Source organism: Methanospirillum hungatei (assembly GCF_020216685.1).
GTDB classification, from domain to species: Archaea; Halobacteriota; Methanomicrobia; order Methanomicrobiales; family Methanospirillaceae; genus Methanospirillum; species Methanospirillum hungatei_B.
Genome location: NZ_JAIWNS010000144.1, coordinates 1 through 13,222 on the forward strand (window position 1 = coordinate 1; position 13,222 = coordinate 13,222).

Annotated in this window: 13 protein-coding genes; 7 read left to right on the forward strand and 6 right to left on the reverse strand. The window is 42.6% G+C overall.

The genetic code is table 11. The features are described from left to right. Positions 1-163: 163 nt before the first annotated feature. The 6 genes from mcrA to hmd all read right to left on the reverse strand — a co-directional run bounded on the left by mcrA (position 164) and on the right by hmd (position 7,302). Complete coding sequence (gene mcrA, locus LDL35_RS09180; RefSeq protein ID WP_304022003.1) at positions 164-1,870, reverse strand: coenzyme-B sulfoethylthiotransferase subunit alpha; 1,707 nt, start codon at positions 1,868-1,870, stop codon at positions 164-166. Next, on the reverse strand, positions 1,867-2,637 hold the full coding sequence (mcrG, locus tag LDL35_RS09185) for a coenzyme-B sulfoethylthiotransferase subunit gamma (RefSeq protein WP_304022004.1): 771 nt from the start codon (positions 2,635-2,637) through the stop codon (positions 1,867-1,869). Before mcrG ends, mcrA begins: the two co-directional genes overlap by 4 nt. A 10-nt stretch (positions 2,638-2,647) precedes the next feature. Then, on the reverse strand, positions 2,648-3,184 hold the full coding sequence (gene mcrD, locus LDL35_RS09190) for a methyl-coenzyme M reductase operon protein D (RefSeq protein ID WP_304022006.1): 537 nt from the start codon (positions 3,182-3,184) through the stop codon (positions 2,648-2,650). A 2-nt stretch (positions 3,185-3,186) separates the two neighbouring features. Then, positions 3,187-4,488 (reverse strand): coenzyme-B sulfoethylthiotransferase subunit beta, encoded by a 1,302-nt coding sequence (gene mcrB / locus LDL35_RS09195; RefSeq protein WP_304022007.1) that lies wholly within the window; start codon positions 4,486-4,488, stop codon positions 3,187-3,189. Between the two features lie 815 nt (positions 4,489-5,303). Beyond that, entirely contained in the window at positions 5,304-5,780 is a 477-nt protein-coding gene (locus LDL35_RS09200; RefSeq protein WP_304022008.1) for a methyl-coenzyme M reductase operon protein D, read from the reverse strand. 463 nt (positions 5,781-6,243) lie between these two features. Next, entirely contained in the window at positions 6,244-7,302 is a 1,059-nt protein-coding gene (gene hmd, locus LDL35_RS09205; RefSeq protein ID WP_304022009.1) for a 5,10-methenyltetrahydromethanopterin hydrogenase, read from the reverse strand. Positions 7,303-7,565: 263 nt separating this feature from the next. Here hmd and hmdB point away from each other — a divergent pair, with 263 nt between their 5' ends. The 7 genes from hmdB to hmdC form a co-directional block, all read left to right on the forward strand. Next, complete coding sequence (gene hmdB / locus LDL35_RS09210; RefSeq protein WP_304022011.1) at positions 7,566-8,618, forward strand: 5,10-methenyltetrahydromethanopterin hydrogenase cofactor biosynthesis protein HmdB; 1,053 nt, start codon at positions 7,566-7,568, stop codon at positions 8,616-8,618. Positions 8,619-8,626: 8 nt separating this feature from the next. Then, the gene (locus tag LDL35_RS09215; protein WP_304022012.1) at positions 8,627-9,106 is read left to right on the forward strand and encodes a DUF3236 domain-containing protein; all 480 of its coding nucleotides are present in this window, start codon (positions 8,627-8,629) and stop codon (positions 9,104-9,106) included. Continuing rightward, a complete protein-coding gene (locus LDL35_RS09220; protein WP_304022014.1) occupies positions 9,106-9,888 on the forward strand; it encodes an SAM-dependent methyltransferase HcgC family protein in 783 nt (260 codons plus the stop codon). The genes LDL35_RS09215 and LDL35_RS09220 overlap by 1 nt, the downstream gene beginning before the upstream one ends. An 8-nt stretch (positions 9,889-9,896) precedes the next feature. Next, a complete protein-coding gene (locus tag LDL35_RS09225; protein WP_304022015.1) occupies positions 9,897-10,661 on the forward strand; it encodes a Nif3-like dinuclear metal center hexameric protein in 765 nt (254 codons plus the stop codon). Beyond that, complete coding sequence (locus LDL35_RS09230; protein WP_304022017.1) at positions 10,648-11,292, forward strand: ThiF family adenylyltransferase; 645 nt, start codon at positions 10,648-10,650, stop codon at positions 11,290-11,292. The genes LDL35_RS09225 and LDL35_RS09230 overlap by 14 nt, the downstream gene beginning before the upstream one ends. Then, on the forward strand, positions 11,277-11,801 hold the full coding sequence (locus tag LDL35_RS09235; RefSeq protein ID WP_304022018.1) for a UPF0254 family protein: 525 nt from the start codon (positions 11,277-11,279) through the stop codon (positions 11,799-11,801). The genes LDL35_RS09230 and LDL35_RS09235 overlap by 16 nt, the downstream gene beginning before the upstream one ends. Positions 11,802-11,906: 105 nt before the next feature. After that, the coding region (gene hmdC / locus LDL35_RS09240) for a 5,10-methenyltetrahydromethanopterin hydrogenase cofactor biosynthesis protein HmdC (protein ID WP_304022019.1) at positions 11,907-13,222 on the forward strand (1,316 nt) is incomplete at its 3' end.

The window sequence follows — 13,222 nt, forward strand, 5'->3', positions numbered from 1 at the left end:
AGCTGTGGTACAATACTAGCATATGTTGTTACAATTTGATAAAATGATCTTTTGTCGATCGAGGTATCATATAAAAAAGTAACACTTGAAATATATCAATGAATGAAAAGAGAGGATTGCAGGTTCCTCTCCGGGACGTGTACAAAATGAAAAAAATAATGAATTATGTTGCAGGAATTATCAGAGACCGTTCTCCTGCAGGTTCGAATTCGCGTATTGCACCGCGTGCAAATTCTTTTCTGGGCTCTGAGAAATCAAACCGGAGGGAGGGATCGGCAAAGGTAATTTTGACCCGTGCATCAAAGCAGAATGCATCATTGCGGCCGAAATGTGCTGCTCCGACAATAGCAGCATATTCACCCTGATGGCCGACATTCATGGCATAGTTTGGATAATTCGGACCTCGTAGCTCTCCCATCGCACCACGGTCAGGTTCCATCGAGAGGGAATTTGCTGACCCGCACTGGTCCTGGAGGTCATACCCGAAGAACCCGAGTCTGGACCAGCCGTCTTTGTGGATGATCATCGAGAGATACCAGCCGTTTAAACCTGCATTGGAATTGCCGGTTCCCATTGAACAGGTTATACCTGATGCAGCTGCAAGAACTGCTGCACGCTGTGATCCACCAAAGTGATCCTCCATCAGAGTCGGGAACTGTTCGTACTGCTCCATTCCATACAGGGTAACTTCGGTAGCAAGGTCATTGACCATCTCCTGGGTCGGTTTTATCGTTTTATCCGGTGCTGGCTGGGTGTAATCATACCCATACCGGTCTTTCAGATAATCCATGCCATAGTAGGTGAAATCATCGAGGATGTTATCAGTATATGCAGCGGTTGCATACTGGGTAAACCCGACACCGCCGGACATGTATGATCCAAGCCAGATCTGGTCGAAGAGGACTGCACCAGCGGCTACCTGTTCAAGGGCTGCCCAGGCAGGATCATTCGGATATTTCCGGTTTGCCTGGATAATATCACTAAATAATCCAAACTTAATTCCTCCTGGTTCATTCGGACCTCTGGCACGACGGGCCGGAAGATGACTGCCCATCTGGATAACACCGGCATGTTTTGCAGCAAAAGAAAGGTCAGCAACTGCCGCTTCTCCGGCACAGGTCCGATATGCTGCAATAAATGACATTCCAATCTGCATGGCAGACCATCTGCTGGTCGTTCCACCATCACAGGTTCTGCTGACAATGGTTGGAATGTGGATTGCCTGCCACATTGATTTCCCGATCTCTGCCTTCAGTTCTTCCGCATGTTTCTTGCAGAAGAGCTTGTCAATATTTAAGAGATATTGCTTATCTATCTGATCGGCGACTTCATCGTCCCCGGTAAATATTTTTACATAACAGTCATCCACAAGACCGGGATGAGTCTCTACCATGTGTTCCTGAACTACTGCTCCTCCTGGCATGGCGTGATTTAAGATATGAAGATATTCGTTGATAGTCTCCGGAGTAACCTCTTTTCCAAGGCGTTTTTGCAGAGTATTGTGGGCCATATCCATCCCGACGATCACCGTCCGTCTGATCTCATCCCACATCTGCTGCATGGCGGTATTATTCACAAAGTGGAGATCATCACCTTCGACAAATGTACCGGTTCCGGATACTTCATAGGTCATCAGTTGTCGCTGACCCATGGGGATACCACCCAGGTGACAATGTTCCGGATCATACATTGTTATTCCACGTTTTTCTTCGATACGTTTGTTAATCTCGATGAATTCTCGTTTTCTGGGTGATTGGCGGACACCATCAAAGCAGTAGAATGATGTTTTTGTTGATTCTACATCCTGATCTTTGAATTTATCCTTGAGTGCTTTAAGGAAACGTTTTTGTGAGTGCTCAATTCGGCTCATTTTTTATCCTCTCTTGGCATAAAACCATATTTTGTCCGGAGTGTGTGGATTCGCTGCAGGTATTCTATATATTCTGGATCCTCTCTCAGGGGTGTTCCAACAAGTGAGTGAAACATTGTTGTATGTTCACGAAGCCAGTCATCATCCAGGGGTTTTCCCACATCAACCTGACGGTCGAGAGGAACACCAATCTGATCTTTCACATATTTTACCCTGCCATCCTCCCCCATAATACATCTCTGGAGTGCGTCAAACTGCATGCCATCCTCTGAAAGACGCAAGGAATGTCCATGGACTGTTGCACCTCGAAGGCTGACACGGGCAGGGTCAAACATTTCGGTTTCTATAAGCGTACTACAGTATTTTTCAAGATCGCGTTCCCTGCATTCAACGATCTGACGTCCTGAAAGAGTGCCTGGATCAATGCCTCGAAACCGGTACATCTCGGCATATGTCCTCTGGTATGGCTGAGATGGAGCATTAAACATAGAATCAGCAAACTGCACATACCTGACCCGGTCACCATGCAATGCTCCTTCAGTTGGTTTTACCAGTTTTCTCATCGGGCAGTCAACTTCAGGTAATTCTCCAATTGGTGGGTGAACAGATTTGAAGGCCTCTCCCGGAGCACGGTGTCCAAGAATTAGTATGATATCTTCGTCAGTCACTTTTCGCATCTTCTGCAGTTCTATGTTCGGATTCATCTGTCTTCGCCTGTTTTCTGCGACAATAGATGTTCCAGGTCCATATTGTGGGGTATATTTCATGTTTTTTACCTCATCCTTCAAGGGCATTATTTTCACAGGCACATATCATCCTGTGTTCATGTTCCTCATGTGCTATGATTCGAACCGGTCGTTCCTTTGATCTGGGATCAACCATACCGATAAGTTCAGGGTCTGGTTTTGGTCCGTATTTGGCATAATCAAACATGGTCATGGTAGGTTTAATGAAGATGCCCTGTTGCATTACAAATCCAAATTTCACAAAAAAATCGGTACAAATTCGATTTATTACTCCGATAATGCACTCATCTTCGAGTTCGAGAATAATATCTCCGACAAGCATACGAATATCGCAAGAGGTCGTCCCAACGGTGATATTTCGTTTTATGTCAGTCGAATTTTCCATACCCCGGGCCGGCCCATAGGGGATGACCTTTGGAATATTCTGGCCGTGAAGAAGTATTCTGCGTATTCCCGGAATTTCAACCAGTTTGTTCAGTAAGGTTTCACAGGTTTCAGGTTTCATCATTCTGATTGAACAAATCCTGATTTGAGGTAATGACGCAGGAGATGCTGCCTGTACATTCATATTCAGGCACCTTCTGCAATCTGATGTATTGGTTTATTGAATACATCAATCCGGCCATATGTCTCACCCATTACTTTTGAGGTACCTTCTGGTGCAAACATCTGTGTTCCTGCATCCAATGCTGCTGCTGCAACCACACAGGGGATAGCCACTCCGGCGGCATGCCTGGTGACAACATGGTTTCCGTTGAAAATTCCCGGACCTCCACCACCATAAATCGAATGAGAGAAGAATGAAAAACCAACACCTGTACCCATACTCCGTCCAAAATCACTACATGGTAGTCCGGTCTCATGCTCGATAAGATCGTTAAAGTACAGGAGTGTTGAAGAGATTGCCTGTACAAACCTGCCTGCCCCACAATTCACAATTGAAGCAGCAAGGGTACCTGCAGAAACATATGCATTCCAGAGCATCGGGTCATCGGTGTCATAAAATGTGAAATAACCACCCTTTTTACCGGGATATATGACTCGATCCTCTAACGCCCGTTCAACCAGTGACTGAACAACTGTTCCAACAGTCCCCTCCTGTCCATTCTCCTTTACCAGATCATAGACCATATTATTGGCATTCAGACCCTGGTATGCATAGCAGAGGAGTTGATTCCGTTCATATGGGCCGACACATCCCATCTCAAATATTCCTGCATGTTCGAGTGTTGCTGCAAGAGCCGTTCCCTGAAGCGCATTCCGGTTTGTCATCATAACGAAATGATTCACCGGAATGTTTCGGAGTGCATATCCAATACCTTCATTGTTCTGCGGTATTGTCAGAATTGATGTGACCAGTGCCCCCTCCATATCCTGGGTCTGCGGATAAGAACCCCAGGCTGCAGCTTTCACTGTAGATGCATCAAATGGGCTGATGTCAAATTCCTCAACAATGGCATAGGTTACTGCAGATGCAACCGATGTAATAGCAGCATCATATGTTGCCGCTCCAGAGATTCGTTTTGCCGGAACTTTTACCAAAAGAAGATTTCCTCCATTAAATTCCATAATCTCGGTATCATCATCTTCTTCAAGCTGAACCATATCCTTGATTCTGGCTATCAGTGAGTCCTTGTGTTCCATAATCGGAAGTTTTAACTCACGGCCCGGAATTCGTCCCTTTCCTAGCTTTCCTCCAGATAACGCCTGTTCAATGCCATGAAGGTTTACATTGATTGTACGCTTTGTCAGATCAATAATGCGACAGGCAGCCGGATTCAGAAGAGGATGAATCCGATCTAAGGTTATTCCGCTTTTAAGCAGTTTTCCATCATCAGAAAATAAATCGATGGTCTCCTGATATTTTTTCATGGTCTTTTCCTGTGATGCTCGTAAGTCAGTCCAGTGTACCGGAAAACCCGGGTACTGAGCTACAAAGTAGGTGACCATTTTTACTTAATTAGTATTACTATCATGTCAAAAATTATGATGTTATTTTGGCTAATATTTTTTTCTTCTTATTATAAAATTGTTACTTCAATCATCTGAATTTAGATTTTTTTCTCGCATCTATGTAAGAATTTTAGTAACTTGTAAAGTCATGAAATTCAGGCATTCCTCGACAAATATATCTCTAATGCGTCCATGAATAAACAGAAGTATGTTTCCTACATCACGCATCAATTTTACATTACGTATTACAAAATATGATAAATAGTTAAGAAATTAAAATGATTAATTGCAAGATATTCTGTTACTATTTTAAAAAAATTTCAGGTATTAATATTTGAATGGTTAAATTTTAATTAATCAGCAGAAATAGTGACCTGCCCGGTGAAATGGATCAACAAAACGCGAACTCATGATTTCGTATGCCGATTACAAAATGGTGTGTTTGAATTTTTTTCGTGCATCAAAGGCGGATGGCAGGATTAAAGGTTCGCCATGATTCTCTTGTCCATTTATCATGATGAGAAGATACTCCTTGTCTCCCTACAATAGTATCCCGTCACTGCCACCACATTACATTATGTGTATACATAAGGTAAAAATGTTACTAAATTTAAAAAATGTAATACTTCATATGGTCGAATTAATTTTCGTAACAATTAAATTAAAGACGAAAAATATATTTGAATTAATCATTTTGGATTTTTTTTGTATATCTTTTCGTTTAATCTCTTCATCTAATTTTGCCTGATAAGTGTTGGTTGAATGAGTGGGCGTTGGTCATACATTCCGATATAATATTGATTATATGGATCAGTGTTCTGATTATTTGTGATATAATCTGATAAAGAGGGAGCAGTCTTTATAAATTTTCCAACAAGGATCTGGAAAGCAAACTCCCCGAAGAAATCTTCACAATACTGTGCAACGGTATTCAAAGCCCGCTCATCTAACGCTTCAACTATTACATCACCCATGAGAACATGCATGTCAACATTTTGATTTGCTACTCTGATACTTGTTGCTGCCGGGGCTTCTATGGTACAACATTCCTTTTGATTTTTAGGCGATTCTTTCAGATGGCCTGGGCCATGTACCAGAACTCTGCGTATTCCTGCAATGGCTGATAATCCATCCAGAAATTTTTCTGCATTGTCTGGCTGAAGCATCCGGATAGGTACAATCCGGACCTGGGGATACTCTTCTGAACTCATGTTACTCCTCTTTTCGCAGGAACAGATGTGATGGATAACATCGTTCCTGTATGATACAATAAGGATGAGATAGTATTAAAATATTATTACTAAATTTAAATTTGTATTAACTATTGATTAAAAATTATATAAATTTAATACATTAATCCCTTCATTTTATCTCTGATTATCCAGATAAAGTGGATACTGAAAATAATCTGACATATTTATGAATGAGAAAGAAGTCCTCCTTCGAGGTTATAGGATTTCTCCGATATTGCAGCAAAACCATAGGTGGGTAAGATGTATGATCTGAATATGATTAAGCGCGTGGATACATAGAAATAAAAATGGTATTCTGATTCAATTTACATCTGATAAATTCATTCACAAGAGAGTTCCGGAGGTTTGGAGATTATTTCCCGTAAACTCTCCGGATACTCAGAATTCATCCTGGAAAATGGTTGTAAATTATGGTTGCTCATTACTCGCACATGCCTTCCGGCGTGCAGCTCTTCAGTTTCCGCTTTTCAAGTGATTTCAGAATTGTGGGTAATACCTCACCAAGCGCTCCAAAATTCATTGAGTCAGCTGTTCCAAGGAAAACTCCCGGATCAAGGTGTTCTTCAAGGTTTTTTATTCCTACTTTATCCATAAGGTTCGTAATCTGAACAAGTGATTTTTTAGCCATCATTTGTGAGAAACTTGCAGGGGCTCCGAGAACACCCATTACGGATTCACGATAGGTAAGCAATCCAGCATAGGTTATAGCAGTAAGAGCTGCACACATGTCACAGACCGGACCGAGAAGTTCCGCAGGTAACTTAAATGCTTCCCCTCGTGCTTTCATACCAATTTCCATCAGTTTCTTGATGGTTTCGTCAGATGCATACCCTTCAGAAATAAATCCCTGACCTTTCATCTCAGGAACCGCCCCTGGATGATAGGAAGATACCTGGACATTCTTGGTCTTGGTAAGATTTAGTTCTTCAAAGATGCCGTAGAATTTTGTGGTTGGGATAGTACATGCATGAGTAATAATTGCACCCTCCTTAATTTCTCCGGCAAATTTCTCGATGATGCCTTTTTGCATGTCTCCCTTGGGAAGCCAGGTAATGATCCAGTCAGCATCTTTTACAGCTTCCCTGTCATCGGTGGTGATTTTGAATCCAAGATCCTTTGGGTGAGTAAAATGGATTGCTCCTTTTGGTGGCTTTGGAAGATCCTTTGCAACCTCTTTTACCTTTGCCCGAATCTGGGGCATAATGGACTCCGGATTCCCGCTCTTGTGTGCTTTCATGACATCTTCGTATGCAAAATCATCAATGACGGTGAATTGTCCGTCAAATATCGGATCTGATACAACGATGTCATTAATGCCTGCAAGCTCTTTCAGTTCGGCACCCATTATCATGGTTGAATGGGCCATTGAGATCTCAGGTTTTCCAACCTGTTCTGCAACAGCACAAGCACGGGCAAAATTGGTAATTCCCGCAGCTGCGTGAGTTCTATAGCAGCCTGCGCCTAGAATTGCTACTTTCATGAATCTATCCTCTGTGTGTGATTAATACTTCTTATGAATATTATATTATTACTAAATATCTAGTAATACAATATTCATAATCAGTGATAATTGCTCTACTTACAATTAAATATATCTATCGATTTTAATTTCAATTTATAAAGAATAATTTGTTTAATGTACTCTTATAATTCATCTTGTAGTAACAATATCTTTATAAAATAGTCATTAAGGCGATAAATTTTAATTATGATTTGATCATACGAATAACATTAATTTACATAATGGGTGCTATAGTGATATCCAGAATTCTGAAAAAAATCCGTCAGTCAAAAAATTTAGAAAATCATGAGATATTGACTCTTTTTTCTGCAAAGAAAGAATCTGACATCCTAAATATCTTACAAACAGCAAGTGGTATCAGAGATGAAAATAACGTACCAATAACCCTTACATCAACCGTCCATATAACCAATGAATGCAGCGTTACACCGAAATGTAAATATTGTGGATTTGCAGCCGGAACCTCTCGCTCCGGGTACTACCACCCGTTTCATAAAACCGACGAGGAGATATTGCAGGCGGTCCGCATCATTGAAGATTCTGGTATATCCAGAGTATCCTGCTCAGGCGCCCATGGACATGGGGGGGAACATGCTCTCCAGGCAGCCCGGATAGTGAAGGAACATACAAACCTGGATTTGCTGGTTAATGTAGGCACCGATCTTTCTGCAGACACCATTCACCAGCTTGCTGCGCATGGGACTGATACCCTCTGCTGCAATCTTGAAACGACAAATGAAACTTTATTTTCATACATAAAACCCGGAGAAAAGTTCTATCAGCGGGTAAAAGTCTGCAATATGATATCAGAGAGCGGTTTGGAACTCTCGAGCGGGCTTTTAATTGGGATTGGAGAATCAAATTGTGACCGGCTTTATCATCTGAAGTTTTTAAGAGCGTTTAAAACTCTTGGAGAAATTCCGATTATGGGCTTTCAGCCATATATCGGGACACCAATGGAGCATCATCCCCGATGTTCAATGCGGGATCAGCTTCTGACAATTGCAATAACCCGGATTCTCTATCCTGACATCAGGATAACCGTCCCAACTCCTACCATTGGTCCTGAAAATGTTCGAAAATCCCTTATGGCCGGTGCAAATAATCTGGCAACTGTTATCCCCGATTCATATCCGCATGATATTAAGGGTGTAGGCTCTCCGGTTTGTGGGACACTCTCTGATGTTCGCCAGGTTCTTGATGAGATGGGCCTAAAATACATTTTAAGAACTCATCCACTAACTACACGTCAGAAAATTCCGGTAACCGGATAAGGATTCTTATGACTATTGAGGCTATTATCCGAAATGCGTATGATGAGTCGAATAAGGGAGTTCGCACCGGGGACTCATTGCATGAGGTGGAAGAGATCAGGTCATACATCCGCTCTGCAGAATCGATTATTGTACCAAATTGGAATGATAAAAAGATTATGGTAATTAATTCGGTTCTGGAAGAATTCGGAATTCATCCGGCTACTCATCTGCAGGTCCCGACAAGTGCTGTTGATCTCACTCCTATGCCGGCAATATTTAAAGCCAGAATGGCTCTGGACAGTACAGAAAGCGACCTGGTGATTGCCCGTGGTCGTCTTGGAGTTCCTGGATCCGGTTCAATGCTCGTAATTATGGATAAAAAAGGGAGAATTCTCTCTGCAGCTTTGTCTTCTCCGCACATTCTTCATCACAAATCAGTTGAAGAAGCGGTGCATGATGAAATAACTACTGCTCTTCTGCGATTAGGCTTTGAGAGGGTTGCGTGATGTCACTTTCATATATAACCGAGACCGGTATTACCCCGGCAGTACATACTTATTTTTCCCATTATTCAGTAATGAACCTGATAGAGATAATTTGTGACAAAAAGGTTACCGCAGTAAATAGATGGCTGGACTCCTCTTCAATAACCCCGAAACATTGTCTCATTATTGGTGCCTACCTGACCGGAATGAAGATAGCAAATGTTCTTTGCAATACCTGTCATGTTACTGTCCTTGATATTTGTCGGGATATGCAGGGATTTTTGGATCCACGGGTGTCATTTACCTCATCGTATGAAGAGACTGTACTCCATGAGTATGATTGTATCATCGACACATCCGGGCTTGGAGGCATCCACTCAGAAGACCTGGCCCGATATGGTACGCCCGAGACGTTTATCGTGGAAGATCCGTGTTCGGATGGGAGTGATACCAGTATTCTGTGTTATAACCAGAGTCAATCTCTCTTCACAGCCATGGGGACGAGGCATAAAGGAATCCTCCGGACATTGGGACTTGGATCGAAGACATCCGGCACGATGACCCTTACCCTGGAGGTTATCCGTTCCAGTATGAATGCGGCATTACAGGAAGAAGGGGTTTTATATTGCTCATCTCATCTTGATTTTTTTGAACGAATGATCTTTAAAGAGAACGATCTGGATAAATTTTTCACACAATTGCTACGATCAGCCCTGATAATATCATCTCTGAAAGATGTTGATCCCGATGCAATACTTAAGAGATATCTCAGCCGGATTTTGTGCCAGATAGATGGGGCATAGGATTTCCAATGAAGGCTGTTGAACTTTTCTCCCGGTTCGAGCAGGATATACCACCATCTTATGCAGTACCGGGTGATCAAAACGGGTATATTGGAACTTTGGATCCTCATATCTTCGATGTTCAGAAAATACTTGTTCTGATGGATTATATTCTGTCAGAATCACCAAACATTGACTATTCTCTCTATGATTTGCTTGTACTTCACCATCCTCCGCCTATATCTCCGGTAATTCCTACATATGTTATTCATTCCAATTGGGATATTGTCACGGGTGGTGCATGTGATGCTCTAGCAGATGCCCTGAACATTACCTCTTTCGATGTTCTGGATGAATCAACTGGAATCGGAAGAATTGGGGGAATTGATCGGGAGACAGAAGATATTATCACTCAGGGTCGGTTTATTCATGAAATCATGGCAACGCTCAGAGTCCATGATATTCGGACCGTGAACTGTAACCGATTTCAACCGGTTGGTACAATCTGCGTTATATCAGGTTTTGGACTTACTCCTCCTCTCATATCAAAAGCGATCAGCAAAGGAGTGGATATCATTGTATCCGGCGATTTAACCCATCCTGGGGCGGTTCTTGCAAAGAATGCAAACATTACCCTCATTGATGCGACTCATCACGCTACTGAATTGCCCGGATTGTACCGGCTTGGTGAAATGATCTCATCATATGGCCTGGACGTACAGGTTAGAAATTTTGGCATCCCCTGGACGAGGAGTGTGAACAGGGGTGTCTGGAGAGAGTATGACAATCATTGAGATGGAAAACCAGAAAATTCCGAGGGGTCATGTCACTCTGGTTGGCCTTGGAAGACTTGGATTTCGCATAGCATTGGATCTTATTCAGGTACATCGGGGTGGTCCGAAATTGATCACAGTGATAGATGGACAGAAGATATCAGCAGAGGACATCATATTTCGGATGAACGGGGGCACAATCGGAGAATATAAAGTCGATCTCCTGCACCAGTTGTCACATCCACAAAATACACGTCAAATTGAAACCATCCATGAAAACATTGCGTCCCATAATCTTGACCTGATTACTGGTGATGTGGTTAGCATTCAGATTGCTGGAGGCGATACTCTTCCGGTTACTGCGATGATCGTTGCTCATGCCCATTCCTATGGTGCCAAAACTATCAGTACCATGGGTGTATCTGGTATCGGTAATGAGCAGATCAGAGCCCTGGATATCGATTCAGCTGACCCTCATAATCCGATTGTGAAATATCTTCGTGACCAGCAGATTAAGGGCCACATATTAGTTGGGACCGGAAAACTCATCCGTGACTGGGAACCGGTGACCCCCCATATCCTGGATCGGGTTTCTGAGGTAATGACGGCAGAAATTTTAACACTCCTTCATGAAACATGGTTATCAGGGTAGCCCTTGCAGAATGTTTTACGCATGGGTTAATCTCACGTGAGATTCATGCATTTTCCATGGGATATCCCCTTACGTATCATTGGAGCACTGACCCGGAAGACTTTCCAATATCGGTGATAGCTGGTCTTTTCATCCCGACATTGTCAGGCATTCGGACTATTCTTCACTTTGAGCCCCCTCCTCCTGCTGAAGTAATAAATGACATTAAGATATACAACCAGGACCAGGATCTGCTAATGGCTTTTTTGATGGCCCAGGCAGTAAAAAATCTGACCAGTGCAGATATTGGCATCGGAACCTGTGCCGGTGTCGGGAAAGGGGGGATAGCCCTGGTCTATGAGAAGGGAAGTGAGGTAATTACATCAGAACACTATGCTGATCTCCGATTCTCATCTGCATGTGAGATCATGTCCAGACAGAAATCCGGGGTAGTGATGTGTCTTCGCCATTTTGAATCCATATTGAATACAAAATTTAAGAATTGTCAGAAAATTATTCCCAGTAATTAACGAATAGGTATATTCATAAATTTAATGTATATCATATTAATAAATGCAAAAATACTAAAATTTTTAACACATATTCATATGTATAAAATTTTTTTAGGTTGTATTATGCATGATTTAATTAGAAAAGCCATAAATGACCCTGATGCTGCATGGGAACTCTCTAAAATCGAAAAGGATCCACGTGACGTCATCGACGCGGTCACGTCGCTAAACCGTGAAGAAGCAATTAAACTCGGAAATACCTTTAAACGGTTCCCTCTGGGGTGTGATCTTACAGAAATACTTGTAGGCACCTGTGCATCTGATCTTGAAAAGACTGATATTTTAGGCAATTGTATGCTTGCCGATAGTATTGGAGCATCTATTCATGTATGCGCATATGCCTTTGCAGATATTGCTGAAGCACATGGTATGAAAGGAATCGATCTTTTAAAAGAAGTACGGGAGATAACTGAGGTTCCCCTGGACCTTGATCATTTCGGGAGATATGGTCCTATGAGGCTGCCTCCTCAAATTATCGGTTGTAATGGTCAATGCTATAATGAAGGACCTCCTTTTTCCGGTTGTCCACGAGATCGGATTCACTCACGGCTTTTGGATGTTGAGCAGGATGCGCTATCAGATCGGGATGAATGGGTGAAAATTTCGTCATCGGTTGCCGTGAATCTTACCTGCGTTCAGGGTGCTGATGGTCATGCAGCTCCCCTGGATGAGGCGCAGGAAGTTGCAGACCTTGCGAGAAAATATGGGAAAGGGATCGAGGCAATCATGTTCGTTGGTGATGGATATGATGATTTAATAAAGGGATTTACCGCAGCTCTTGATATGGGTGTGGATGTTTTTGTCCTGGAAGGAGGGCCTTTTAACTGCTCAACAGACCGCCTCACAGCATTTGCCAGGGCTGTAGCCCTCGCCCGCATTCTGGTTCCGGGGAAGATTGTCGCTACCAATGGTGCATATGAAGATGAATGCAGAATTGGACTTCGGGCTGGATTAAATGCAATAATTACAGGTTTTCCAAAGAATCACCACGGGTATATGTGTGGCTATTCTCCCGGTAAGATTAAGAGAGGTTATTTTGGATTACCGCGGATTTTACAGATTATGAAAGAAGAGGTCCGGGATCGATGGACACATACTCCAATTCAAAAGGGTGAATTAGAAGCACTTGCACGGGCGGTGAAGGTCGTAGGAATTGATACTGTCTATCCACAGAAGATCGGATATACATATGTAGGAGATGCACATTGGGCATGTCTTCCCCATACTCCGGTATTCTCCCGGACTCATGTTCTCAAGACTGTACAGGATATTGTTTCACTGGCACTTGACGGTCAGATTGGTGATACGGTGGCTTTATTAGGGGGTAGGTTTGTCTCTTGGGCGATTGCAAAGAAACTTGATGGTGTTGTGGACAGTAT